Genomic DNA, 25,258 nt, shown 5'->3' with positions numbered 1-25,258 from the left:
GTAAACCTAAAATTAAATTTTATGCTAAATAGATATAGTTATATGAAATAAATTTATAAGACTAATAATCCAAACTCTCTAAGGGTTTTAATTGGCTTTGAGTACCAAAACAATTCAAAATCTTCCAATTTTATTTCGAAATCAGCTTTAATTTCTTGGTAATTATAAATTTTAGCATTCGAAACAGAAATTTTTTGTAGCATTTCTACCAACCATTCTCCTTCATTTTTATTACTTTGAATGGAAAAACTTTCTTTCTTATCATGAAAAGTCAAAGTCATCATTTCCCATGAATTTCCTTTCTTGGATTTGGTAAAATGTTCTACAAATGGCTTTCCTCCTAACCAAACGATTTTGGCCGTAGGTTTACTATTGAAATCATCGTCTTCTTGCAAAGCATCAAAAATAAAATCAGGAGAAATTTTCGACTTTGGAATTTTAAATTCAAACCAATCCTGCAATTCGTAATCAAAACAGATTCCGTGCATGAAGTTGAATAAGGATTTCTTGAGTCCAAAACTGAATTTATCATGATCGATTCCTGTTGAATCGGTATAATTAATATCGTTATTGGCGAAAGTTCCAATCGCTTCGGTTTCCTTTACCACACCAAATTTCTCTGGATACAAGCCAACAGGACTGTGCGCGGTCATCGCAAACTGGTGCCAAAATCCGGATTGCAATACACCCACTTCAAATAATTGACGCACCATTTCGAGACTGTCCACCGTTTCCTGAATGGTTTGTGTAGGATAACCATACATCAAGTAGGCATGAACCATAACGCCTGCTTCTGTGAAATTTCTAGTCACTTTCGCTACTTGTTCCACCGTAACACCTTTATCTATTAGTTTTAATAATCTGTCCGAAGCAACTTCCAAACCACCAGAAACGGCGATACAACCGGAAGCTTTTAGAAGCAAACACAAATCTTTTGTAAAACTTTTTTCGAATCGAATGTTTGTCCACCACGTCACTGCTAATTTCCTGCGAAGAATTTCAAGAGCTAGAGCGCGCATCAAAGCCGGAGGTGCCGCTTCGTCTACAAAATGAAATCCGTTCTCGCCTGTTTGGCCTATCATTTCCTCCATTCGATCGCACAATAAATTGGCAGCAACGGGTTCGTAAATTTTTATATAATCCAATGAAATATCACAAAACGTACATTTCCCCCAATAGCAACCGTGAGCCATGGTGAGTTTATTCCAGCGTCCATCGCTCCACATGCGGTGCATTGGATTCACAATTTCGATAACTGAAATATATTTATCCAAAAGCAAATCCGAATAATCCGGAGTTCCCACTTGCGATTGTTTGTAATCGTGTTTTAGGGAATTATTTTTATAAACGACTTTTCCTTCTTCCAACAGAAAAGTTCTTTTATAGGAATTGTAATCCGTCCCGAAATTTCGGGATTCAATATTGGAAATTAACTCTTCAATTGGTGTTTCGCCATCATCCAATGTAATAAAATCAAAAAACTCAAAAACGCGAGCATCCGAAAGTGAACGCAATTCGGTATTTGGGAAACCACCGCCCATTGAAATCTTAATATTCGGATAATGCTTTTTGACCCATTGCGCGGAACGAAAAGCTGAATATAAATTACCTGGAAACGGAACCGAAATCAGGAATAATGTAGGTTGAACGATTTCAATTTTCTCTTTTAGAATCGAAAGAAGAATGTTATCAATGTACGTTGGTTCTTGTTGCAAGGCTTCATACAACTCGTCAAAAGAATTCGCACTTCGTCCCAAACGTTCCGCATAGCGGCTGAAACCAAAATTAGCATCGACACATTCAACGATAAAATCAGAAATATCTTCCAGATACAAAGTCGCCAAATGTTTCGCTTTGTCCTGCGTTCCCATCGTTCCAAAAGCCCAATCAAGTTCTTCCAATTGTGTGAATCGGGACGCTTCCGGTAAGAAATCTTCCTGACAAATTTGGAGTGCCAATGTTGGATTTTTTCCTTGAAGGAAAGCAATAACAGGATTAATCGTTTTTAGATACTCGTCATGCAAAGCATAAATACGTTTGGAATTATCCGAAATAGTATTATTTGGAACTTCAAACTTTAAACCTGAAACTTGAAACAAATCTTCTAATCCTTCTTTTGAAAACAATTTCAAAATCACTTCAATACCCAAATCCGCCTGAAAAGATTCAATATTTTTAGTATTCAGAAACCCTTTGATATATGCGGTTGCCGGATACGGTGTATTCAGTTGGGTAAAAGGCGGCGTTATTACGAATAATTTGGTTTTCAAAGGATTTTTTTTTGCAAAAATAAAGGTTAAAAATGGATTCTTTGTCATTTAAAAATAGAGTTTTCCTAAACATATCTTAAACCAAAAAAACATAACTTTACTTTTTCTTACTTTAGCGACAAATTTAGAAACTCAAAATATGCCAACCGACTGTATCAGCTATCAAAATTCCGGATATTTCTCTTCTTTGATGAACGATTATTTAGATCAAAAGAACAATTTAGATTCTCTATACAATAGATTTCCAAAGCTTGAGAACTTTGAAGATCAAATCCTTGAAAAGCAAAACAACTACGACAATAACAACAGATCCATTTTAGTTTCTACTTTACAAAAACAATATTCAAAAATTGAAACTTCCGTTTTAACTAAACAAAATATCGAAGCTTTAAATAATCCAAATACATTCACCATCACAACAGGTCATCAGCTGAATCTTTTCAGCGGACCTTTATATTTTTTGTATAAAATCATTTCGACTATTAATTTAACAACAGAATTAAAAGCGAAATATCCAACCTCTAATTTCGTACCCATTTACTGGATGGCAACCGAAGACCATGATTTTGAAGAAATCAATTATTTCAATTTTAAAGGCAAAAAATTCCGCTGGAACAAAGAAAGCACTGGTCCTGTGGGTCGTTTGTCTACTGAAGGTCTGGATGAATTTCTTGAAATATTTACATTAGAAATTGGTTCCAATTTAAATGCAAACACTGTAAAAAAATTATTTGAAAATTCATATATCAATCACGATAATCTAGCCGATGCCACAAGATTTTTGGCAAATGCACTTTTTGGCGAGTATGGTTTAGTTATTTTGGATGCTGATAATCAAGATTTAAAACGTAGCTTTATCCCTTTTGCAAAAGAAGAATTGCTGCAACAATCCTCCCATAAATTGGTATTGGAAACTGCAGAAAAATTAAAAGATTATACGGTTCAGGTAAATCCACGTGAAATCAATTTGTTTTATATTGAAGATGATTTACGAGAACGAATCACCTTTGAAAATGATAGATACAAAGTAAACCACACTAAAATTGAATTTTCTGAAACAGAAATTTTATCCCTTTTAGAAAATCATCCTGAGAAATTCAGCCCTAATGTGATTATGCGTCCGCTATATCAAGAAGTGATTCTACCCAATTTGTGTTACATTGGTGGGGGCGGAGAAATTGCTTATTGGTTAGAATTAAAATCCTTTTTTGCTGCTGCAAAAGTGACTTTCCCAATGCTTTTGCTTAGAAACTCTGTACTATTGGCTACTGAAAAACAAGCTAAAAAAGCAGACAAATTAGAATTGAATTGGTCAGATTTGTTTTCGAAACAAGCCCATTTAGTAACTACTAAAACCATAGAATTATCAGATTTCCCAGTCGATTTAACGCATCTAAAAAAACAATTGCAAAAACAATTTCAAGAGCTTTATGAAGTGGCAAATAAAACAGATGAATCTTTCCTTGGAGCTTTAAAAGCGCAGGAAGTAAAACAAATTAAAGGTCTAGAAAATTTGGAAAAACGTTTGCTGAAAGCACAAAAAAGAAAATTGGGTGATATTTTACAACGCATTACCGACTTGCAAAACAAGTTATTCCCCAACCAAAGCTTACAGGAACGACAAACTAATTTTTCGGAATTTTATTTGGAATTCGGTGAAAATCTGATTCCTATATTGGTTAATCAACTCAAGCCTTTGCATTCTAATTTTAATATAATTACACTTCCTTAAAACCACCCAAAAACTAATGATCAAAGAACGCCTGATTTCACTGGATGTATTTAGAGGATTTACTATTTTATTAATGACCATTGTCAACAATCCAGGAAGCTGGGCAACAGTCTACCCTCCTTTATTACACTCCGATTGGAATGGTTGCACTCCCACCGATTTAGTTTTTCCGTTTTTTATTTTCATTATGGGCGTAGCTGTTTCTTTCGCAATGCCTACAAAAAATTTTGACGGTGCTACTTTTAATAAAATAATGGTTCGTTCACTGCGCATGTTTTGTTTAGGGGTGTTTTTTAATTTTTTTGGAAAAATACAACTCTTCGGACTGGAAGGAATCCCGTTATTAATAGGACGATTAATCATAACAATTGGCGTAGGCTATGCACTGATGGGAAGTTTCAATTCAAAAGTCAAAACCTATTTAGCCGTAACTATATTTGTTGTTTATCTATTCTTGGCTTACAGTGGTATTGAAGCTTATCAAGACGTAAGACTTCCGGGCGTTTTACAGCGCATTGGAATTGTATATTTTATAATATCTCTTTTGTATTTAAAAACTACTCAAAAAACACAACTTATAGTAGCTTCAACGATTTTATTAGGATATTGGGTAATAATGACACTGATTTCTGTTCATGGAATTGGTTTAGCAAACCTTGAAAAAGGAACTAATTTAGCATCATGGATTGACAGTATTTTATTAAAAGATCATGTATGGGCAGTTACAAAAACTTGGGATCCAGAAGGAATTCTAAGTACTATTCCAGCAATAGCTTCCGGAATAATAGGATTGCTTATTGGTCAATTGCTCAATCGTCCATTACCAAAACTGGAAATTGCAAAAAGAATGGGAATCGCTGGGATCATTCTTATTATTCTTGGACTTTTATGGTCTATCGTATTTCCACTAAACAAATCATTGTGGACGAGCTCTTTTGTTTTATACACATCCGGTTTGGCAATAATTTCTTTAACTCTTTTTTATTATGTCATTGATATTGAAAACTATAAAAAATGGACAAAGCTATTTCTTGTTTGGGGCGTAAATCCAATGATTGTATTCTTCTTTTCGGAAATAATCCCACAAGGATTGGAAATGATTCAATTTCAAAATCCAGAAATTCCTTCTGAACAAATCAATCTTCAAAATTATCTGTATAGTTTTTGGATTGCACCGGTTTTCAATAATCCTATGACGGCATCCTTAGCCGGAGCTTTGATTTATGTAACTATTTGGTCTTTAATTTTAGGGCTTTTTTATAAACATAAATTAATTTTTAAGGTTTAATTTTAAAAAAAACCTGTTTAATCTTAAATAAACTCCTTTTAATTGGTGATTTATTAAAACAAACACATAAAAAAAGTTTACTTTTGCACCCAATTCGAAAAATTTAAAAAACAAAAAAATGGCTACTAATAGAACATTTACAATGATTAAGCCTGATGCTGTTGCTAACGGACACATCGGAAACATACTTGCAATGATTACTAATGCAGGTTTCAAAATCGTTTCTTTGAAATTAACGCAATTAACTGTTGCTGATGCGCAAGCATTTTACGAAGTTCACGCTGCAAGACCTTTCTACGGTGAATTAGTTGAATTCATGTCAAGAGGACCAATTGTTGCTGCTATTTTAGAAAAAGATAACGCTGTTGAAGATTTCAGAACTTTAATTGGTGCTACAAACCCAGCTGAAGCTGCTGAAGGAACTATCCGTAAAGCATACGCAACTTCTATTGGAGAAAATGCAGTTCACGGTTCTGATAGCGATGAAAATGCAGCGATCGAAGGTGCTTTCCATTTTGCTGGAAGAGAGCAGTTCTAGTATACAGTGCTCCGTTTTTAGTGTTCCGTGACATATTAATCTGAACAGTAAAAAATAGAAAATCCCGTTTCAAAATTGAAACGGGATTTTTTTATACCAAAAATCTTAAATCTACAAACTGTTAATCAACAATCTCAAATCTCTATCTTAAAACTACATCCTTTACCACATCACGCCTTAATTCCTCATTAATCATCGCGACGATTTTAGACTTCCCATGGCTTAATTCTTCCCGTAATACTGAAGAACTCAATTCCACATACAAAGTGCTTCCTTTCAAAACCACATTTTTAGTATAATTATTTACACCATTTCCCATCAGATTTTTCCAGGCATCTTTCACGTCAATTTGGTCCATTCCGGGTTGCAGTTTATTCACCTGGATTATTTGCTTCAAAACATCCCCTATTGTACTTTGATTATTTAGTCGTTTTGCCATCCCCTAGTAAATTTATTGATGTTGCTTTCTTATAATGATATTCCGTTTTTTCCTTGTTTAGCAATACTAATTCTTCCGCTGATACGGCAATCAATTCCTCACTCCATTTCATATAAGGTGTCGAATAATCCAAAAATACTTTATCATCGGCAAATCGCACCGTTACGTTTTCGTAAACATCATTCACCAAAAAAGTGCCATCCAATTGCGGCATTACTTTCTTCCGAATCCCTTTATTGTCGCTTATTTTAAAAAAATCATAACTTTCATTCATCCCATACTCCTTATCTTTTCCTTTTTCAAAAACAACCTTCTCAATTTCCCAATATCCATTTATTTTTGCAATATCTGCGGGCTTAATATTTTGCTGACATCCTACAAAAAGGAATGCTATAAAAAGAATGCTAAATGTTTTTTTCATATAATTATTATTTTTAGGAGCTATTTCCTGCTGTACGCTATATCCATCTCGTTTTGAGAACGAGATGGGATGCCGCTTCCATCAGGGCTAGGGAATTCGAGTTATATCACGTTATTCTAAATACAAAGTTACTCTTATTAAATTCAAAGAAAACAAAAATAGTAGAAACACATTAAACTATTTTCTATATTTTTGGTCTTAAAGGAATTAGAAATAAATCATTAGCAAGATGTCAAAAATAATCTACAGTTTCCTAATCGTATTATTTTGTAGTAGCTGCAGTTCCGATACTACCGAACCAACTCCTAGTCCAACAACTGCAGAAACACTCTATTTCCCGCCTTTAAACGGTACAACTTGGGAAACAAAATCTATTGCAAGTTTAGGTTGGAAACAAACCGCCGTTCAACCATTACTAGATTATTTGCATCTAAAAAAATCTAAATCTTTCATCATTCTTGTAAACGGAAGAATCGTAATGGAAAATTATTTCAATGGTCATGACGCCAATGCTTTTTGGTATTGGGCAAGCGCCGGAAAAACACTGACCTCAACAGTAACAGGAATTGCACAACAAGAAAACCTAATCAATATCAACAATAAAGTTTCGCAATACATAGGAACCGGTTGGACGAGTTTGCCTTTAGCCAAAGAAAACTTGATTACAAACAAGCACCTGCTCAATATGACTTGCGGATTAGATGATAGCACGGATGATGTTGATCCAGCAAGCCTAAAGTACAAAGCCGATGCAGGAACACGTTGGGCGTATCATAATGTATATGTAAAATTACAGGATGTGATTGCTCAAGCCAGTGGTCAAACCTGGAATTCCTATTTCAACACCAAATTGAAAGATAAAATAGGAATGGATGGTACGTGGTTTCAATTAGGCAATAATTCCGTTTATGGAAGCAATACTCGCTCCATGGCGCGATTTGGCTTGTTAATCTACAACAAAGGAAAATGGGAAACCGCTAACATTGTGAATGAGAATTATCTTAATGAAGCTACTAATACCTCACAAAATATAAATCTAGGATACGGCTATTTATGGTGGCTAAACGGAAAATCAAGTTATCATTTACCACAAAGCCAACTTCAGTTCAACGGTAATTTAATACCAACAGCTCCAGCCGATATGTATATGGCTTTAGGGAAAAATGACCAGAAAATCTATGTTATTCCAAGCAAGAAAATGGTTGTTATCAGAATGGGAGATGTTGCTAATCCAGATAATCCAACTTTTGCTTTATCCGATTTTGATGAAACTTTATGGCAAAAAATCAGTGCTTTGTATCAATAAAATTACTTGGTTTTCAACCGTCTCATAAAACCCAAAACAAAGAAAACTAAACCTATTATTAATAAAAAATAATAGAAACCAAGACTTTTATCTCGGACAAGATTTGCCAATATAAAAGAAATAATACTCACTAAATAAAGATACATCGGAGGTGTATTTTTTAAAGAAGAGAAATCCATTCTAACTATTATTTAAAAAAACTATCTACAAACTCATACTTATTAAAAACCTGAAGATCCTCAATTCCTTCGCCTACACCAATATATTTTACAGGAATTTGAAATTGATCTGAGATTCCAATCACAACACCACCTTTTGCCGTTCCGTCTAGTTTAGTAACTGCTAAACAAGTAACCTCAGTAGCTGCTGTAAATTGTTTTGCTTGTTCAAAAGCATTCTGACCGGTTGAGCCGTCCAAAACTAATAACACATCATGTGGCGCGTCACCAACGACTTTTTGCATCACTCTTTTCACTTTGGTCAATTCGTTCATTAGATTAATCTTATTATGCAATCGACCTGCCGTATCAATAATAACAATATCGGCATTTTGCGCCACAGCTGATTGCAATGTATCAAAAGCTACCGAAGCCGGATCACTTCCCATATCTTGACGAACAATAGGAACGCCTACTCTATCCGCCCATATTTGCAACTGATCGATGGCTGCGGCACGAAAAGTATCGGCTGCACCAAGAACAACATTATAACCTTGTTTTTTAAATTGATATGCTAATTTACCAATGGTAGTCGTTTTACCAACACCATTTACCCCAACCACCATTAAAACATAAGGCTTCGTCTGAATTGGAATTAAAAATTCACTAGCTTCACCCGTATTAGTCTCTGATAATAAAGCAGCAATTTCTTCTCTGAGGATTTGATTAAGTTCTACTATTCCAAGATATTTATCTGAAGCTACACGGCTTTCTATTCTTTTAATAATCTTTAAGGTTGTATTCACACCAACATCGGAGGCTACTAAGATTTCCTCTAAATTATCCAGGACTTCATCATCCACTTTTGACTTTCCGGCAACCGCTTTGGTTAACTTCGAAAAGAAATTTGTTTTTGATTTTTCAAGACCTTTGTCTAATGTTTCTTTTTTCTCTGATGAAAATATTCTTTTAAAAAAACTCATTGTATAAATAGTATTAAGAATGAAGTATTTTAGTCCAAAGAACCAATACGTTTTTCTAACGGTAAATATAGAAAATAAAAAAGCTACTTCCGAATGAAAGTAGCTTTTCTATATAATGTGATTGTTAATTATTTCTTTTTCAAGAATTCGTCAACTGATTCCGGTGTCATAATAGATTCTACGAATGTATATGCACCTGTTTTTGGAGATTTCACCATTTTGATGGCTTTTGACAATCTCTTAGAAGCTGTTTGTAACGATGCTACGGTTTTCTTTGCCATGATTAAAATGTTATTTAAATTTAAATAAAATTTTCAAATGTAGAACATTTGAGATTTTATCAAAATCTCTAATTATTACTTAATTTCTTTGTGAACAGTTACACGTTTCAAGATAGGATTAAATTTTTTAATCTCTAATCTGTCTGGTGTATTTTTTTTGTTCTTTGTTGTAATGTATCTTGAAGTTCCTGCAACACCCGAAGTCTTGTGCTCAGTACATTCTAAAATTACCTGGATTCTATTACCTTTCTTTGCCATCTTGCTATTTTTTTATTTTGGAATGGATTATTTAATAAATCCTTCTGACTGCGCTTTTTTCAAAACTGCAGCGATTCCATTTTTATTAATTGTTTTTATCGTAGATGCAGCTACTCTTAGAGTAATCCATCTATCTTCTTCTGGAAGATAAAAACGCTTTTTAACTAAGTTTACAGAAAATTTTCTCTTAGTTTTGTTCATAGCGTGAGAAACGTTATTTCCTACCATCGCTCTTTTACCTGTAAGGTCACAAACTCTTGACATTATACTTATCTTTTATCGTTATTCAAAATCAGGGTGCAAAGAAAAGAAAAATAAACCTATTAAGCAACAAATTTATTGCACATTTTTTAAAATTTCTTTCTGTAATAGTTCTAAACTTTTAATTACAGCTCTATCTATCACTTTTTCACGTGGTTGACCAAAATTAAATTCTTCAACAATTACTTCGGTTGGTGTTGCCAATGCGATAAAAACTGACCCAACTTCAGCATTTGAGTCTCCTTTTGACGGTCCAGCGTTACCGGTTGTCGCAATAGCATAATCTGTTTTCATCATGTTTTTTACATTCAAAGCCATCGCAGAAACTACTTCTCTACTCACCACAGAATTTTCTTTTACGAGGCTTTCCGGAATACCCAAAACATCGATTTTAACTTCAGTTGCATACGAAACCACACTTCCTTTAAAATACTTTGAAGCCCCGGAAACCGATGTCAATGCTGCCGCAATCTTACCTCCTGTACAACTTTCGGCAGTGGAAATCGTTTTATTTTGCTTTGTAAGCATTTTTCCTACCACAACCTCTAAAGTTTCATCATCATCAAAACCAACTATAATATCATGGATTATAGCATCCAGCGAGTTTACATTTCTCTCAAGAGCATCTTCTAATTTTTCTTTATCTGTGCCCCGGGCTGAAAGACGCAAACGAACTCTTCCCGGTGCAGGCAAGTAAGCCAACTTAATAAATTCAGGAAGATTATTTTCCCAATCCTCTATCCGTTCCGCCACCATACTTTCTCCTTGTCCGTAGGTGAGAATTGTTTTATGGATAATATAAGGGCGTTTGTATTCCCGAACTACTTTTGGGATGATTTCATGCTCCACTAAATACTTCATTTCGTAAGGAACTCCTGGAAGAGAAATAAAAACGGTATTTTCCTTTTTCATCCACATTCCTGGCGCAGTACCCACCTGATTGTGAAGGACCATGCATTTTGACGGAACCAGCGCTTGATCTTTATTGATTTGGGTAATTGTTCGCTTATAAAAGCCTTCAATAAGTTGCGTAACATGAGCCAATACTTTTTGATCAACAATCAATTCATCATCAAAATAATCACAAAATGTTTTCTTGGTAATATCATCTTTTGTTGGTCCTAAACCGCCCGTTATAATAACTAAATCGACTTTGTTTTGAAGTGCTGCAAACGTATCTAAAATGTGTTTTTTATCATCACTAATCGAAATCATTTCGTTGATTTCAACACCAATTTTATCTAATGATTTGGCTATAAAACCCGAATTTGTATCGACAATTTGGCCTATTAAAATTTCATCACCAATGGTAACTATGGTTGCTTTCATTTTTTTTGTGATATTTTTTATGGGATTGCAATCTTAAAAGAAAAATGTGTAAAACAGCACATTCCGTTTTTTTTTGCGTGAGGAATAATAATGAAAATCCTCTCTGATTTTTTTAACGAGAGAGATTACTTTACCTAATAATTATTTTCATAGGAGTTCAGTGAACTTCGTTTGTAACGGATAGCCCGACCCGCTTTTAAAGCGGGTCACGCCCCAATATTACAAATCGAAATCTTTTTTGATTTCTTTGATAGCGTCATTAACTTGGTTTTTTACGCTCTTAAAAGTTTCTTTGATGTCTTTCTTTTTACCTTCTGCTTTAGTCCAGGCTTCGATTTGAAGAATCTCCTCAAAAGCCACGTTTAACCCCATTAAATCAAGCGTAGGTTTTATCTTGTGCGCATAAGCATAAGCGTGCTTATGGTCTTTCTTTTTTATTCCTTCTTTGATTTGCACTAAATCATCTGGAACTTCGGTGACAAACAATGTCAAAATTTCATTTACAAATTCTGCATCGTTGTCTGAAAGTGCGTACACTTTTGAAAGGTTGTAGTTTATAGCCATTATTTTACTTGTATTCTAAATAGTTGTTGTCCTTCTAAAAATCCTTCCAAAACATCATCTGGTTTTACAGCAGCTACTCCTTCCGGAGTTCCTGTAAAAATAATATCTCCAATTTTTAGTGTGAAGAATTGAGAAACGTATGAAATCAGTTCGTCAATTTTCCACAACATATGACTAGAATTACCCTTTTGTACCGTTTTATTGTTGTTGGTTAATTCAAAAGTAATATTTTCTAATGAACTAAATTGATTTTTTGACAAAAATTCACCTATAACTGCCGAGCCGTCAAACGCTTTTGCTTTTTCCCAAGGCAAGCCTTTTGATTTTAACTTTGCCTGTAAATCACGGGCTGTAAAATCAATCCCCACACTAATCTCTTCATAATATTTATGCGCAAACTTAGGCTCGATGTATTTTCCAACTTTATTTATTTTGACAATAATTTCAATTTCGTGGTGAATATCCTCAGAAAATTCTGGAATCACAAATGGATGTTGCTTTAACAAAACGGCCGAATCCGGCTTCATAAAAACAACTGGCTCTGTTGGTCTTTCGTTCTGTAATTCTTCTATATGATTGGTGTAATTTCTACCAATGCAAATTATTTTCATTTCTTATTGATTCTAAAATTAGCTTAATTTATTATTCAGTTTTCGAAGTTTTATTGCAGTTAAAACTTTCTTGGTATACAACGGAAAATCCGCATTTTGTATCCAACTGAAATAACCAGGTTCTGTTTCCAGAATTTTATCCACTTTCACTCCTTTGTGTTTTCCAAAAGTAAAAATCTCTTCATCATCCTTATCAAAAGCTATCATTCCTGCAAAATCAGCAATTTTCTTTCTTGTAGTAAATTCTGATAGTGATTTCATGTCGTTTTCCAGTTCAGGATAACGGTCTAATTGTGCTTTTAATATTTCGTAAGTCGCCATAGTATCCGCTTCTGCTGAATGTGCATTTTCAAGCGTTTTTCCGCAATAAAACTTATGTGCCGCGCTTAAAGTTCGCTCTTCCATTTTATGAAAAACAGTTTGCACATCTACTGAAACTCTGCCTTTCATATCAAAATCTACTCCGGCACGTAACATTTCTTCGGCCAATAACGGAATATCAAAACGATCTGAATTAAATCCTGCCAAATCACTGTCTTTAATCATATTGTAAACTTGCGCCGCTAGTTCATTAAAAGTAGGCTCATTCGCCACTTTTTCATCGGTGATGCCATGAACAGCAGTAGTTTGAGCGGGAATTGGAATCGTAGGATTCACTAACCAGGTTTTGCTTTCTTTATTTCCGTTTGGAAAAACTTTGAATATTGAGATTTCTACAATTCTATCTTTCCCGATGTCAATTCCTGTGGTTTCAAGATCGAAAAAGCAAATTGGTTTATTGAGTTTAAGTTCCATTTTTAAATTTTGTGTGGATACAAATATAGAAATTTGGGTTTAATTTCGTTTAAAGTTCTACGTTTAAAGTTCCCATAAACCTCAAAAAAACAAAACCCGATTGATTTTTGAAAATCAATCGGGTCTAAATTGTAATTATATAATATTAAACATCTCTGTTTACATCAAATGCTTCTAAATATTCAGCAACTCTTTTTACAAAACTGCCTCCTAGTGCGCCATCTACCACTCTATGGTCATAGCTGTGCGACAAGAACATTTTCTGGCGAATCCCGATAAAATCTCCTTCTGGCGTTTCAATTACTGCCGGCATTTTACGGATTGCCCCAAGTGCTAAAATTCCCACTTGTGGCTGATTGATAATTGGCGTACCAAAAACACTTCCAAAAGTCCCCACATTCGTAACCGTATAGGTTCCGCCTTGTGTGTCGTCTGGTTTTAGTTTTCCAGCTTTTGCGCGACCTCCTAAATCGTTGACCGCTTTTGCCATTCCTACCAAATTCAGTTGATCTGCATTTTTAATAACAGGAACAATCAAGTTTCCGTTTGGTAACGAAGCCGCCATTCCAAGATTGATATTTTTCTTTTTGATGATATAATCACCATCTACAGAAATATTCATTCCAGGAAAATCTTTCAGGGCTTTAGCAACAGCTTCCATAAAAATTGGCGTGTAGGTCAATTTTTCCCCTTCTCTTTTTTCGAAAGTATTTTTATTTTTCTCTCTCCATTTTACAATATTCGTCACATCAACTTCAATAAATGATTGTACGTGAGCCGATGTTTGTACCGAAGCGACCATATAACCCGCAATCAGCTTGCGCATTCTGTCCATTTCTATAATTTCATCACCACCACTTACAGATACCGGAGCCGCTTTTTGCGCTACTGGAGCTATCACTGGTTTTTGAACTACTGCAGCTGGTACCGCAACTACAGGCTGGCTTGTTCTATTTTTTACGTATTCTAAAATATCATTTTTAGTTACTCTTCCTTCTTTTCCTGTTCCTGAAATCGCTGCTAATTCAGCTACAGAAACACCTTCTTCTTTGGCAATGTTTTTTACCAAAGGCGATAAGAATTTTTCAGAATCAGAGAAATCAGCTGGAGCTGCTTCTTTAGCGGCATCCACTGTTTTTGTTACTTCAGCAATAACCTCAGGAGCTACGACTTCTTTAACAATTGATACAAGCTCTCCACCTTCGGTTTCAATAATTGCGATAGTCTGACCAACCTGAACCAGATCGTCTTTACCAAACAATTGTTCCACCAAGATTCCCGAAACTTCACTTGGCACTTCACTGTCTACTTTATCAGTAGCAATTTCTAGTACCGCTTCGTCAGCTTCAATCTTGTCTCCAACTTCTTTTAACCAGTTTGTTATGGTTGCTTCAGCAACGCTTTCTCCCATTTTTGGAAGTTTTAATTCAAATCTTGCCATATTGTTAACCTAAAAGGTGATATTGATTTTCAGTTTGCGAAATTACTAAATATTTCAAATATAAATTACATTAAATGTAATTTTTTACTCTATTTCTATAATCTCACCTCTCCCGTTACTATTGTTACTTCCTATTAAAAAATTAGCGTTTTTTGGTATAATTTTAAAGGTAAACCTTTTATTCCTTGAAGATTCGAGAATTGCAATACATTCTTTAAAAGAAATGAATTCGTTATCTAAAATAACTTCTGTGCCTATTTTACTTTTAATAGAAGACGAAATTACCATTTTTTCTGTTTTCAAATCGTGAAACACAACTTTTTTTTGCAAAACGAAAGCCAGTTTTTTTGCTAATTTTTCGTTAGCCGAATACAGCTGATATGATTTTGGAGTTATTTTTACCCCAAAATTTTGGGAGGATTTTCCTTGAAACATTTTTACCAGAGAGAAAAATACAATCCCCAGTTTCATAAAAAGCGAGAAAAATAAAGATCCCGAACCATCAGGACTAAAATGCTTTTTGTAAAAGAAATTCATTGCTTCCTGAAAACGTTTCATATACGTTTCATCCTTAATGGTACTTTCTCCTTTATAATGTATTACAGTCGTTTCATGAAAATAATAATTGGCTTTTCCTTCTTTCAAAACTCGATAAGACAAATCAATATCATCAGAATACATGAAACAATCTTCATCAAATCCTCCTACTTCAAGGTATAAATCTCTTCTCATGAACATAAAAGCGCCCACGAGAATATCTACTTTTCCAGTTTGGTTTTCACTTAAATACTGCGCGTAATATTTCCCAAATATTCTAAATTTAGGAACTAATTTATATAAACTCGTAACCTTTGTGAATGCGACCCAAGGCGTTGGAATGCCGCGTTTGCTTTCTGGTAGAAAATTCCCGGCTCCATCGATGAGTTTGCAACCCAAGATTCCTAAATCCGATTGTTTTTGGGCGAAAGCCAATACTTTTGTAAACGTATCTTGGGCGACAACGGTATCAGGATTCAAAATGCAAATAAATTCTCCTTGAGCTTGAGCAACTCCTATGTTATTACCTTTTGGAAAACCAAGATTTTCATTGTTTTGAATGAGTTTTACGTTTGGGAAACGCTGTTTCATCATTTCACAACTTTCATCGGAAGAATTATTATCAATTACAATGATTTCGCCGTCAATGGCCTCTAAAGCGCTTTGAACACTTAAAACACATTGTTCTAAAAAATAGCGAACGTTGTAATTGAGAATGATGACGGATAATTGCATTTTTCAAAGATATATTTTAAGACACAAAGGTTCAAAGTTTAAAAACACAAAACATATTTTTTAATTTATTAATATTAATATAAAAAATTTAATTATAAATAGATTGTCTACAAAAAAATTGTTGATGAAAATTAGTATCAAATAATAACTATCAGCATTCACAGTGATGCCATATAATACGTTTCGTTCTAAAATTACTTTCTACAAAACAATATTTATTTCCATTTTTTGGAAAATTTTCAATCACATCGATTTTTTAATTTTCTAATTTTCAAGCATTTAAAAAAAAGGAATATTAATTGATTCTTGGATTTAGACTAAAATCAAAAAAGTTGTTTTAGAATAATAAACAAAATATAAATTGCTATAAATGCAATATGTGGATTGATTTATAAAATGTAACAAAGATAAACAAGATTGGATTTAGCTTTAAATAAAGAGTTTCAATAAAAGAGTTTACGCATGAAAATAACTAATCTTCTACTAACATTATTGTTTAGTTTAAAAATTTGCTCACAGTCAGTGACAGTAAATACTAGTACTTATACCGTAAATCAGTTAGTAAATTCAGTATTAATTAATTCCCCCTGCGTTTCTGGTACAAATGTGACTTCTATAACGGGAACTGATTTTAAATCGACAAATGGTATTGGTTATTTTGAAAATACAAATCCAAATTTTCCTTTTGCAAGAGGTGTGGTATTAACAACGGGAGATGTAACAAAAATTCCTAGCCCTAACACTTCAATCCTTAGTGACGGAAGTACAACCTGGACAGGAGACAGTGATTTAGAGGCTAATTTACTTTCTCAATCTGGAATTACAATTAAGTCTGTCAATGCTAGTTATATAGAGTTTGATTTTAAGCCTAAGACCTCCAATTTTGATTTTGAATTTATTTTTGCTTCTGAAGAATATGGAACCTCTCAATGTAATTTTTCTGATGCATTTGCATTTCTTTTAAAAGATGTTACAACTGGAGGCGGAAATCAAAATTTAGCCGTTGTTCCTTCTCCTGCATTACCCAACACCCCAATATCAGTGGAAACGATAAGAAATAATCTCTATAATTCCAATTGTGCATCGGTTAATGCCAGTTTTTTCGATAAATTTAATGGCGTTGGATTTGGGCCTGCGATAAATTTTAACGGACAAACAGTAAAAATGATCGCTTCGGCAAAAGGATTAGATATTACCCATACGTATCACATAAAGCTAGTAATAGCTGATGGTGGAAATAATGAAGGATATGATTCTGCTATATTTTTAAATGCCAATAGTTTTAATATTGGGCAAAATGTTTTGGGACTTGACTATAGTGCTGCAAATAATACTGGTATTTGCTCTGGTACTCCTTTGCCAACTTTATCAGCTACAGGTTTAAGTCCAGGCACTACTTTTGTTTGGAAAAAAGCTGGTATTGTTTTTTCTCCTGCACAAACTAGTAATACTTTAAATTTGAACACCGTTTTACCATTACTTACTACTGGGAATCAAACTTACAGCGTTACTTATACGGAGCCCGGTTGCGTGCCTATTACTGACGAAATTATGGTAGAGGTGTATCCAAAATTAAACATTAATACAACCCTACCCAATATTTATAAATGCGATATTGGAAATCCAAACTATGCTTTTGATTTGACAAATAACACCCCTATTATAATGGCTGGGATTAATCCCGCTACAACACCTGCAGGAATTTTGGATGATTTACCCGCTAATACACTCGTTACTTATCATCTTTCTAATACAGATGCCGTTTCTAATATAGGGGCATTATCAAGTCCTTATACCATTTTAAATTCTCAAAACGGTTTAACAATCTATGTGAGAGTAAGTAGTGCTACGTCTCCCTGTTTTGAAATTCGGTCTTTTCAGTTGCAAATAGTTCCTAAACCATATATTGCTGCAGTTCCCGGCCCAAATACTCTTTGTGCCAGAACATTAGCTGATTTAAGAGCTGATTTTGATTTAACTGCTCAAATAGCATTGATATTGGGGTCACAATCTTCTACTTATAATATTATTTCCTTTCACACCACTTTAGCTTCTGCTAATAGTAATACTAATATTTTAGCTACGTCTCCAACTCGAATAATTAGAACGGCAACACGAACAATCTGGGCGCGATTACAAAACGCTTCGAATACGGGTTGTTTTGTTACTACAAGCTTTCAACTTAGTGTAATACCACTCCCAAAAGTAGATATCCTACCGGATGTATTTGTTTGCACCTCCTATACATTACCCGCTTTAATTAATCCTGGAACTGAATATTGGAATGGATTAAACGGTACCGGAACCCAATTATTTGCTGGAAATGTAATCAATACAACAAAAAATTTATATACTTATAATAAATCTGGTTCTTGTATTAATCAAGATCTTTTTAAGGTAACTGTTGTTAATCTACCTTTAGTAACCCCGCCAAGCAATACGTATTGTACTCAATACATACTTCCAGCGTTACCTTATGGAAATTATTATACGCAAAGTGGAGGCGCAAACACTATAGGCAATACAAAATTAACCGCAGGCACAGTTATTAATACCGTTGGAATAAATCAAATATATGTTTGGTTTGAAGATACATCTGTTATTCCTTCTTGTACCAAAGAGGCTTCTTTTAAAGTCACAATATTACCGTTTACTCCATTGCCTGATTATATCAATCAATTTGGTTGTGATGATTATACTTTACCTATAGACCCAAATGGTGGTGTTTACTATTCTGGTCCTAACAAAGGGCTTCCTTTACTTTTGCCGGGTACAGTCATAAACAGCACAACACCTATTTACGTATATAAAGAAAGTGGTTCAATACCAATTAATTGCACTTCTCAAAAATCATTTACAGCGTATGTAGGGATTTCAAATATCACTATCCCATCGGATATAAATTCCTGTTCTACTTATGTATTACCTAGTTTGGTAGTAGGTGAGTATAGAACAGCTGCTGCTGGTGGCGGTGTAGCAGTAGCGGCGGGAACTCCTATAAATAGCACTACAACACTTTGGTTTTATTTTACTGGACAAAACTGTACTTACAATCGCTCTTTTACAATTACAATCAAAATTTCACCATTGCCTGTCCTGACAGATACGCCCCCACAATGTGATGTATATTATTTACCCCCAGTAGCGCATACAGGAAATTATTATACGAAACCTTTAGGAACTGGAGTGATAAGACCAGTAGGTTATCCTATTACCAGTACTCAAACCATCTATTTTTATGATAAAGCTTCAATTGGGTCCTGTTACGTAGAGTCTAGTTTTCTTATTACTATTAACCCATCTCCATTAGTTGATGCAAGGCCTATAGAGGTTTTAAATTGCAATCAGAGTTATACTCTTGATGATTTAACAAATGGGGAGTATTATGAATTCTCAGGCGGACCTTCAATTACAAATCCCGTTTTACCCCCTGGTTATGAAATAAAAACATCAAAAAATATTTATGTTTATGCTGATGCTCCCTTACCAAACACCTGTATTTCAGAATATAGTATAGCGGTTACTATTGTAAATACTAAAGTCAATCCTATTGATGATATTTTTGCCTGTGATACTTATAATTTACCTACAATCATAGGTATAGGAGATTATTATACTGCTCCTGACGGGCCAAATGGTACTGGTACAAAACTAACACCGCCCTATACACCATTAACAACTACCACCACTTTATATGTATATGCAGAAGACAATAATAGAATAGCTTGTTCAGATCAAGATGTTTTTACAGTAACAATTTACAACACTCCAGTAATCGCAACTGTCAACCCTGTAATTGCCTGTGAATCTTACACATTACCAGCATTAATTCTTCCGGCGACTAGATATTTCACATCACCTGGAGGTCCTAATGTAGCTAATACTGAAAAATTTATGGGAGATGTAATTACTTCGTCAACTACCCTTTATGTCTATGCAGATACTGGCACTTCAACAACAAAAATATGTTTTGATGAAAAGCCTTTATTAATTACTATAAAATCCAAACCCAAACCAACGATTACACTTTTACCAATATGTGTTGATATAGAAACGGGAGTAATAATTGACGCTTATGTTACTTGTGATTATAGCCCCTCCTTGTATTCCTTTGAATGGAAAAGTGAAGATGGCACGACAGTTAGTACAGCTTTTGATTTTTCGACTAAAATACCCGGTAAATACACACTAGTTGTCAGTGACTTAGCTGTTTCAGGATGTTCCTCAGAAGTTATACCTTTTACAATATTAATATCATCAAGACCAGCGCAAGTGACATTCACAACAAGCGCTTGGTTTTCAGACAGTCAAACGATTATAATGGATGCGGTTCCTTATCCAGGGTACGAAAGTAATTTTTTATATGCAATAGATAATGAAACACCTCAAACAAGTAATGTTTTTACAAATGTTCGTTCCGGAACGCATACAGTAACGGTTAGTGATGCCAATGGTTGTGGTTCTACTCCCATGCTGATACCAATAAAGTTAATCAGTAGTCCAAAATCTTTTACCCCAAATGGTGATGGTTATAATGATAGTTGGAATATTGCAGGATTACAAAATCAAGATAATCCTAAATTATTCATTTATGACAGATATGGCAAACTAATAAAACAACTAATAATAAACAGCGATGGTTGGGATGGTACTTTCAACGGTCAGCCTTTACCAACAGATGATTATTGGTTTGTTATAACTTACTTAGAAAACGGAATTGCTAAAGAATATCGATCTCACTTTTCATTGATTAGATAACAATATCCGTAGGATAATACCATTTATTAGTTCATTAAGGTCCAATTGTTTTTTTGTCACATCGAGCGCAATGCCATTAAGTTAAGGGAAAAACATTTAAAATGATTGCTTATTTTTGATTTCAGATATGATAGGCCCCGTAAAATAACAATCTTACACCAATTTATCTTTGAAAATACCGGTATTCTTTTTTTACAAAGGTTTTGAGAAAGAAATCTCACAAAGAAGAAAAGCCGCAAAGCCATCAAGATATTCTATATTGCGTCTTGGCGACTTTGCGAGAATAATTATAATTGTTGAAATCCTTTTACAGTAAATTCAAAACTCAAACGGTATTATATTTACCAACACCAAATCAAAAATCAGCAATCGTTAATCTTCAATCTAAAATCTCTTAACTTAATGGCCTTGCGCTCTAATGACTATTGGAGTATTTTATAATTACGAATGCACCATTAAAAAGGTGTTGATTCCCTAAAATTCATGTATATTATTAAACCTTACATAATTAGATGTTTTAAAAATAGTTAATCAAACAACTGTACGATTTATATTACTATTTTGACTTTGTGTGCTCTTAAAAAAAGGTTTTATCTTTATTTTATCTCTAAGTTTTAAAAACGGGAACTCTATGTACCGATACATTAAAATTGAAAACACAAAAAGCGAAACCCAATAGACCAAATAAATCAAAAAATACCCCAAACTCCCGAGTTCAACAAAAAACATAGTTTTTTGAAAAGGAACTAATACATTTCGAAGTATAAAGGATAGATTTAAAAGATACATAGAATAAGATATTATGCTGATTAATCGTACCCATTTTGTCAAAAATGGATTGGATAATTCTTTAATAGTCGTTAAATATGGAATGGCGAAGAAAGCGATCAAACACTCCAAGTGTGCTCGTATAAAGACATTATAAAGTAATGTGTGAAAATTAATTTTTGGTATAATAAATGATAAAACAGTACAAAAAATCGCTAACATGAGACCGCTTTTTTTTAATTTCGACCACATCGATGGCAAATACGTTTGGATATAAACTAATAAAATCCCTAATGATATTGAATTCAAACGCGTGGCAACAATTCTTCTATAATAAGCATCCCAATTATCAAGACCTATTGCGTTATGATATTGATAGAAAGTATAAAGTATTGGAGCTATAAAAAATAAGGCAATAGTAATGGCAAGAGCTGATTTTATTTTTTTCATAAAAAATAAAAAAAATAAAATACATAAAGGAAATAATAAGTAAAACCATTCTTCAATGGATAAACTCCAGGATTCTGAAAAAAAGAATAATGCCGGGCTAAATAAGTTTTGAAAAAAATACAAATATTTTAGATAAGCAACTTGAAATGTACCATTTGCAAAAGCAAACAATATCAAAATTAAAAAAGTAAAAAGGTAAGCAGGTAAGGTACGAAGCCACCTCCTCATCCAAAATTGCCCTATTGAAAAATTATTTTTTTTTAACTCATTTACTAAAATCCCACCTATAAGATACCCGCTCAAAACAAAGAATAGCGATACTCCGTCAAAAGCCGAAGTGAACACATTATGAATCGAACGATATTTAGGAGAAACCAATAAAACTCCATGTCCGTAAACGGTTACTAATATGGCAAAACATCTTAATAAATCTAATCCTATATTTCTTTGTTCATTTTTTGACAAAATATATTCAATACAATTTTTCATTTCTAATTTGATTAATTTATTACTTTATTAAAACATTTTCTATTAAATCTTTAAGTAAAAACTATACCTAAAAAAAACAACACGTTGCCTATCAGTTAATTTACTATTTAGTAATTGTTTTCTTTTTCCAAAATACGGAAGAGTTTTTATAGCTTCTGTCAAAAAATTATTGAATGAGTGCAAGAGTGGAAAAAAAAAATTTTAAACAACTATTATACTTTCCCAAAAATTATCACGCAATCGTTAAAATAGGTTTAGTAGTAATCGAATAATGTTGTATTCTAAAATCACGAGCGATTACAAGTAACTACTTTTAAACTATTACATATTATTATTTCTTTAGTTTTTAGGCTTTTTAAACTTTCGACTTACTTACAATCTTGATGTGCCTAAAAAACTTGGCTTTTTAAACTCATTCGAATAGAAAGAAAATAACACTGAAATTTTACCTCTGCTCCAGCTTTTTTATAATTCCTTTCCATTTGTGTAAATCATTGATCACTAATAACAACCGAATAACTATCCAAAACACAATCATAATTGATAAAATAATTATTGTAATGGAGAAAGAAGAGATTAATCCAAATCCAATAAAAAAGAAAATTAAAGAAAGTATAACAACTGAAAGTGCTATTTTTTTATGTGTCAATCCTGCTCCCAATAATAAATGATGCAAATGAGATTTATCCGCTATAAAGGGAGAACTACCTCGTTTTATCCTACCCATATACACACGCATGGAATCCAAAACTGGGATAGAGAAAAAAGCTACTAGAATCAGAAAAACATACCCATAACTATACTCTTTACCTATTTCTTGTTTACCCATAAATTGAATACCTATGGTCACTAAAATAAAACCTAAAAAAAGAGATCCGGAATCACCCATGAAGATTTTTTCTTTTGATAAATTAAATTTTAAAAAACCAATAATCGCTCCAATAAATATAACACACAACAATCCTAAATGATAGTCTTTATAATAAATTGCGGCCAGTAAAAACATGGTAAACCCCAACAATGATAGTCCACCAAGCAATCCATCAACACCGTCTATTAGATTAAAAGCATTTACCACACCAGTAATGACTAAAATAGTAAGAATATATTGTGCCCAAATAGTAATTTCATATACTCCAAATAAGCCATAAAAGGAAAAAACTCTAATTCCGGATAAAGCAATTATAAAAGATAATATCAACTGTATTGTTAATTTATATTTAGGTCTAATATCATTTTTATCATCAATTATACCTACTATCAAAACCATAAAGGCAGCACTCAAGATAGACAGATACTCCTTGAAAAAGATGAGACTATTTCCTGATATTAATATTATTATAATAACCGAAAAAGCAATGGAAACCCCTCCAATAAGAGGAATATTATTAATATGCACTTTTCTAGAGTTAGGACGGTCAACTAGATTCACTTTAATTGCAATTCTTTTTATTATTGGGATACATAAAAGAGTCAATAATAATGACAATGTGCCCAAAGAAATATATTCTAAAATCATCTTCATGGTTATCTATTTTTCGTAAAACAAAGTACTATTTTGAAAATGGGATAATTGATATTCCTGCAATACCGTTGAATTTAATTTTTGAACTTCCGAAAAAACACTGTTTTTCAGATCTATCGAGAGCGCTTCTTTTATTAATAATTCATACTGTCTTGAAACTACATTCCAAGTGTATCTTCGAGTTGCAATGGATTTCATTTCACAACGTAATTCTAATAATTTTAGCTCAGAAATAGTATTTAAATGACCTATTAAATCCTCTGAAGAAGAAAAATATAATGCTTTATTTTCAGTCGTTGTTTTGTTATACGAAACATTAAAAGCAATAACAGGAAGTGCTAAAAACATAGCTTCAACTAAAGAAGGATTTGTACCTCCCGCAGAATGTCCGTGTATGTATAACGCCGCATTTCCTCGAATCAAATCAATTTCTCGTTGATTATAAATTGGATCCAAAAGAAAAATATTTTCAAAATTTTTACAACTTTCTTTTAAGGATTTACCATACTCGCTATTATTCCAATTCCCTACAACTACTAGATTCATACTTGATATTTTTTTGAACGCATCCAAAACCAAATGAACGTTGTTTTCGGGTTCTATTCGACAAACTTTTACTGCATAATCGAGTTTTAAAAAACGATAGTTTTTAAAATCTTTGTTGTTGGGTTTTACTTGTAAAGTATGATCTGCTCCGTATTCAATAACCCTACTTAAAGTCTCGTAACGAAGTGCCGTATAGTCTTGAATAGACTCATTATCGGAGATGTCAATATGAGAAAATTTTACTGCAATTTTTTCGGCCCACCATAAATATAGCTTTGCTAGCAGTGGCCATTTATCTCTTTTCCACTCAATACCATCAATAGAAATAATGACTTTTTTATTCGTAAAAAACCGAACAAAAGGTAATATCCAAGCACCAGCAACACCTAGAATTAGCAATACATCATTGTTTTTTAAAGCATGAAGTATTGAAATTGTATCATAAGGAATACTTTGAATTCCATTAGCTTCTAACGGGATGTATCGTAAAGCAGCTCCTTTGTAATTAGAAACACGTTCTTCTTTAGTGTACTTGTTTTTAGAACAATATACTGTGAATTCATATTTCAAAGATAAATTTGCTATCAAATGTTCTGCCAGCGTTTCAAATCCACCATATTTAGCTGGTAAACCTACTGTTCCTATTATTGCTATTCTATCTTTTTTCATGGTTTAGTTTTTACTATTATTAATAAGCCAAAAACCATACTTAAATTCTAAATGCCTAACTTTTAAAACATTAAAAATCAAGTGTCATTGACATGCTTCCATATTT

At 33.3% G+C, this 25,258-nt stretch carries 21 protein-coding genes; 5 read left to right on the top strand and 16 right to left on the bottom strand.

What is annotated here, in order from left to right:
• Positions 1-53 precede the first annotated feature (53 nt).
• Positions 54-2,270: a B12-binding domain-containing radical SAM protein gene (locus tag ACXX80_RS10730; RefSeq protein WP_458553173.1), complete on the bottom strand. Its 2,217-nt coding sequence runs from the start codon at positions 2,268-2,270 to the stop codon at positions 54-56.
• A gap of 139 nt (positions 2,271-2,409) precedes the next feature.
• On the opposite strand from ACXX80_RS10730, the gene bshC reads away from it, so the two are divergent.
• The 3 genes from bshC to ACXX80_RS10715 all read left to right on the top strand — a co-directional run bounded on the left by bshC (position 2,410) and on the right by ACXX80_RS10715 (position 5,828).
• Complete coding sequence (bshC, locus tag ACXX80_RS10725) at positions 2,410-4,002, top strand: bacillithiol biosynthesis cysteine-adding enzyme BshC (RefSeq protein ID WP_458553172.1); 1,593 nt, start codon at positions 2,410-2,412, stop codon at positions 4,000-4,002.
• A 16-nt stretch (positions 4,003-4,018) separates the two neighbouring features.
• Positions 4,019-5,290 carry an acyltransferase family protein gene (locus ACXX80_RS10720; RefSeq protein WP_458553171.1) on the top strand — a complete coding sequence of 424 codons (1,272 nt, stop codon included), beginning with the start codon at positions 4,019-4,021 and terminating at the stop codon, positions 5,288-5,290.
• A 118-nt stretch (positions 5,291-5,408) separates the two neighbouring features.
• Complete coding sequence (locus tag ACXX80_RS10715) at positions 5,409-5,828, top strand: nucleoside-diphosphate kinase (RefSeq protein WP_113634352.1); 420 nt, start codon at positions 5,409-5,411, stop codon at positions 5,826-5,828.
• Positions 5,829-5,970: 142 nt separating this feature from the next.
• Here ACXX80_RS10715 and ACXX80_RS10710 read toward each other — a convergent pair whose 3' ends face one another.
• Both ACXX80_RS10710 and ACXX80_RS10705 read right to left on the bottom strand, forming a co-directional pair.
• Entirely contained in the window at positions 5,971-6,267 is a 297-nt protein-coding gene (locus ACXX80_RS10710; RefSeq protein ID WP_282715726.1) for a DciA family protein, read from the bottom strand.
• Complete coding sequence (locus tag ACXX80_RS10705) at positions 6,248-6,688, bottom strand: hypothetical protein (protein WP_417952313.1); 441 nt, start codon at positions 6,686-6,688, stop codon at positions 6,248-6,250. The genes ACXX80_RS10710 and ACXX80_RS10705 overlap by 20 nt, the downstream gene beginning before the upstream one ends.
• 229 nt (positions 6,689-6,917) lie before the next feature.
• Between ACXX80_RS10705 and ACXX80_RS10700 the strand changes: the two genes are divergently transcribed.
• Positions 6,918-7,994, top strand: coding sequence for a serine hydrolase domain-containing protein (locus ACXX80_RS10700; RefSeq protein ID WP_458553170.1), 1,077 nt, complete (start codon positions 6,918-6,920; stop codon positions 7,992-7,994).
• Between the two features lie 187 nt (positions 7,995-8,181).
• Here the strand turns inward: ACXX80_RS10700 and ftsY are convergent, their stop codons facing one another.
• From ftsY to ACXX80_RS10650, 10 genes are all read right to left on the bottom strand, one after another.
• Positions 8,182-9,135 carry a signal recognition particle-docking protein FtsY gene (gene ftsY, locus ACXX80_RS10695; protein ID WP_458553169.1) on the bottom strand — a complete coding sequence of 318 codons (954 nt, stop codon included), beginning with the start codon at positions 9,133-9,135 and terminating at the stop codon, positions 8,182-8,184.
• Positions 9,136-9,263: 128 nt separating this feature from the next.
• Complete coding sequence (locus ACXX80_RS10690; RefSeq protein ID WP_072987107.1) at positions 9,264-9,416, bottom strand: DUF4295 domain-containing protein; 153 nt, start codon at positions 9,414-9,416, stop codon at positions 9,264-9,266.
• A gap of 75 nt (positions 9,417-9,491) precedes the next feature.
• A complete protein-coding gene (rpmG, locus tag ACXX80_RS10685; protein WP_017495179.1) occupies positions 9,492-9,674 on the bottom strand; it encodes a 50S ribosomal protein L33 in 183 nt (60 codons plus the stop codon).
• Between the two features lie 27 nt (positions 9,675-9,701).
• Complete coding sequence (gene rpmB / locus ACXX80_RS10680; RefSeq protein WP_024980263.1) at positions 9,702-9,938, bottom strand: 50S ribosomal protein L28; 237 nt, start codon at positions 9,936-9,938, stop codon at positions 9,702-9,704.
• A 72-nt stretch (positions 9,939-10,010) separates the two neighbouring features.
• A complete protein-coding gene (locus ACXX80_RS10675; RefSeq protein ID WP_458553168.1) occupies positions 10,011-11,264 on the bottom strand; it encodes a CinA family nicotinamide mononucleotide deamidase-related protein in 1,254 nt (417 codons plus the stop codon).
• Between the two features lie 219 nt (positions 11,265-11,483).
• On the bottom strand, positions 11,484-11,828 hold the full coding sequence (locus ACXX80_RS10670; RefSeq protein WP_099715939.1) for an Hpt domain-containing protein: 345 nt from the start codon (positions 11,826-11,828) through the stop codon (positions 11,484-11,486).
• Positions 11,828-12,439: a fumarylacetoacetate hydrolase family protein gene (locus tag ACXX80_RS10665; protein WP_458553167.1), complete on the bottom strand. Its 612-nt coding sequence runs from the start codon at positions 12,437-12,439 to the stop codon at positions 11,828-11,830. Before ACXX80_RS10665 ends, ACXX80_RS10670 begins: the two co-directional genes overlap by 1 nt.
• Positions 12,440-12,457: 18 nt before the next feature.
• Positions 12,458-13,234: an exonuclease domain-containing protein gene (locus ACXX80_RS10660; protein WP_315210272.1), complete on the bottom strand. Its 777-nt coding sequence runs from the start codon at positions 13,232-13,234 to the stop codon at positions 12,458-12,460.
• 145 nt (positions 13,235-13,379) lie between these two features.
• Positions 13,380-14,675 (bottom strand): dihydrolipoamide acetyltransferase family protein, encoded by a 1,296-nt coding sequence (locus ACXX80_RS10655; protein ID WP_458553166.1) that lies wholly within the window; start codon positions 14,673-14,675, stop codon positions 13,380-13,382.
• A gap of 84 nt (positions 14,676-14,759) precedes the next feature.
• The gene (locus ACXX80_RS10650; RefSeq protein ID WP_458553165.1) at positions 14,760-15,947 is read right to left on the bottom strand and encodes a glycosyltransferase family 2 protein; all 1,188 of its coding nucleotides are present in this window, start codon (positions 15,945-15,947) and stop codon (positions 14,760-14,762) included.
• Positions 15,948-16,469: 522 nt separating this feature from the next.
• Between ACXX80_RS10650 and ACXX80_RS10645 the strand changes: the two genes are divergently transcribed.
• Positions 16,470-20,705 (top strand): T9SS type B sorting domain-containing protein, encoded by a 4,236-nt coding sequence (locus ACXX80_RS10645; RefSeq protein ID WP_458553164.1) that lies wholly within the window; start codon positions 16,470-16,472, stop codon positions 20,703-20,705.
• A 531-nt stretch (positions 20,706-21,236) separates the two neighbouring features.
• Here the strand turns inward: ACXX80_RS10645 and ACXX80_RS10640 are convergent.
• The 3 genes from ACXX80_RS10640 to ACXX80_RS10630 all read right to left on the bottom strand — a co-directional run bounded on the left by ACXX80_RS10640 (position 21,237) and on the right by ACXX80_RS10630 (position 25,152).
• Positions 21,237-22,412 carry an acyltransferase family protein gene (locus ACXX80_RS10640; RefSeq protein ID WP_458553163.1) on the bottom strand — a complete coding sequence of 392 codons (1,176 nt, stop codon included), beginning with the start codon at positions 22,410-22,412 and terminating at the stop codon, positions 21,237-21,239.
• 445 nt (positions 22,413-22,857) lie between these two features.
• Complete coding sequence (locus ACXX80_RS10635; RefSeq protein WP_458553162.1) at positions 22,858-23,937, bottom strand: MraY family glycosyltransferase; 1,080 nt, start codon at positions 23,935-23,937, stop codon at positions 22,858-22,860.
• A 6-nt stretch (positions 23,938-23,943) separates the two neighbouring features.
• The gene (locus tag ACXX80_RS10630) at positions 23,944-25,152 is read right to left on the bottom strand and encodes a DUF1972 domain-containing protein (RefSeq protein WP_458553161.1); all 1,209 of its coding nucleotides are present in this window, start codon (positions 25,150-25,152) and stop codon (positions 23,944-23,946) included.
• Positions 25,153-25,258: the final 106 nt, after the last annotated feature.

The organism is Flavobacterium sp. GNP002, from assembly GCF_054343795.1.
The sequence above is the reverse complement of the archived record's forward strand: the minus strand, read 5'-3'. Positions and strand labels throughout refer to the sequence as shown.

What these genes read in the sequence shown, in the direction of transcription:
- bshC (WP_458553172.1), top strand. Translation starts at nt 2,410, where the DNA reads ATGCCAACCGACTGTATCAGCTATCAAAATTCCGGATATTTCTCTTCT.
- ACXX80_RS10720 (WP_458553171.1), top strand. Translation starts at nt 4,019, where the DNA reads ATGATCAAAGAACGCCTGATTTCACTGGATGTATTTAGAGGATTTACT.
- ACXX80_RS10715 (WP_113634352.1), top strand. Translation starts at nt 5,409, where the DNA reads ATGGCTACTAATAGAACATTTACAATGATTAAGCCTGATGCTGTTGCT.
- ACXX80_RS10710 (WP_282715726.1), bottom strand. Translation starts at nt 6,267, where the DNA reads ATGGCAAAACGACTAAATAATCAAAGTACAATAGGGGATGTTTTGAAG.
- ACXX80_RS10705 (WP_417952313.1), bottom strand. Translation starts at nt 6,688, where the DNA reads ATGAAAAAAACATTTAGCATTCTTTTTATAGCATTCCTTTTTGTAGGA.
- ACXX80_RS10700 (WP_458553170.1), top strand. Translation starts at nt 6,918, where the DNA reads ATGTCAAAAATAATCTACAGTTTCCTAATCGTATTATTTTGTAGTAGC.
- ftsY (WP_458553169.1), bottom strand. Translation starts at nt 9,135, where the DNA reads ATGAGTTTTTTTAAAAGAATATTTTCATCAGAGAAAAAAGAAACATTA.
- ACXX80_RS10690 (WP_072987107.1), bottom strand. Translation starts at nt 9,416, where the DNA reads ATGGCAAAGAAAACCGTAGCATCGTTACAAACAGCTTCTAAGAGATTG.
- rpmG (WP_017495179.1), bottom strand. Translation starts at nt 9,674, where the DNA reads ATGGCAAAGAAAGGTAATAGAATCCAGGTAATTTTAGAATGTACTGAG.
- rpmB (WP_024980263.1), bottom strand. Translation starts at nt 9,938, where the DNA reads ATGTCAAGAGTTTGTGACCTTACAGGTAAAAGAGCGATGGTAGGAAAT.
- ACXX80_RS10675 (WP_458553168.1), bottom strand. Translation starts at nt 11,264, where the DNA reads ATGAAAGCAACCATAGTTACCATTGGTGATGAAATTTTAATAGGCCAA.
- ACXX80_RS10670 (WP_099715939.1), bottom strand. Translation starts at nt 11,828, where the DNA reads ATGGCTATAAACTACAACCTTTCAAAAGTGTACGCACTTTCAGACAAC.
- ACXX80_RS10665 (WP_458553167.1), bottom strand. Translation starts at nt 12,439, where the DNA reads ATGAAAATAATTTGCATTGGTAGAAATTACACCAATCATATAGAAGAA.
- ACXX80_RS10660 (WP_315210272.1), bottom strand. Translation starts at nt 13,234, where the DNA reads ATGGAACTTAAACTCAATAAACCAATTTGCTTTTTCGATCTTGAAACC.
- ACXX80_RS10655 (WP_458553166.1), bottom strand. Translation starts at nt 14,675, where the DNA reads ATGGCAAGATTTGAATTAAAACTTCCAAAAATGGGAGAAAGCGTTGCT.
- ACXX80_RS10650 (WP_458553165.1), bottom strand. Translation starts at nt 15,947, where the DNA reads ATGCAATTATCCGTCATCATTCTCAATTACAACGTTCGCTATTTTTTA.
- ACXX80_RS10640 (WP_458553163.1), bottom strand. Translation starts at nt 22,412, where the DNA reads ATGAAAAATTGTATTGAATATATTTTGTCAAAAAATGAACAAAGAAAT.
- ACXX80_RS10635 (WP_458553162.1), bottom strand. Translation starts at nt 23,937, where the DNA reads ATGAAGATGATTTTAGAATATATTTCTTTGGGCACATTGTCATTATTA.
- ACXX80_RS10630 (WP_458553161.1), bottom strand. Translation starts at nt 25,152, where the DNA reads ATGAAAAAAGATAGAATAGCAATAATAGGAACAGTAGGTTTACCAGCT.